At 70.5% G+C, this 234-nt stretch carries 2 pseudogenes; one reads left to right on the top strand and one right to left on the bottom strand.

The features are described 5' to 3' along the window. Positions 1–137 (bottom strand): annotated as a pseudogene (locus GV790_RS31575) (homoserine kinase); the annotation flags it as partial. Between GV790_RS31575 and GV790_RS30350 the strand changes: the two are divergent. After that, positions 115–234, top strand: a pseudogene (locus tag GV790_RS30350) (pyridoxal-phosphate dependent enzyme); the annotation flags it as partial. The pseudogenes GV790_RS31575 and GV790_RS30350 sit on opposite strands and share 23 nt — an antisense overlap.

Consider the following 234-nt stretch of genomic DNA (forward strand, 5'->3'; position numbering starts at 1 on the left):
ACCCGGATGGTGAGACCGGTGCTCGTGGTGCGCACCTCGATCTCGTCGTAGATGCCCAATGCCATACCGAGCGAATCGAATCCGGGACCGAGGTTGGCGCTGGACGCGGGCACCCGCGCGGCCACCGACGAGGAGATCCTCGAGGCTTACCGGCTCGTCGCCGCGACCGAGGGCGTGTTCGTCGAGCCCGCGTCGGCGGCCAGCGTTGCGGGGCTGCTCGCGGCGCGCAAGGAG

Origin of the sequence: Nocardia cyriacigeorgica (genome assembly GCF_010858045.1) — a bacterium.
Taxonomy (GTDB): domain Bacteria; phylum Actinomycetota; class Actinomycetes; order Mycobacteriales; family Mycobacteriaceae; genus Nocardia; species Nocardia cyriacigeorgica_E.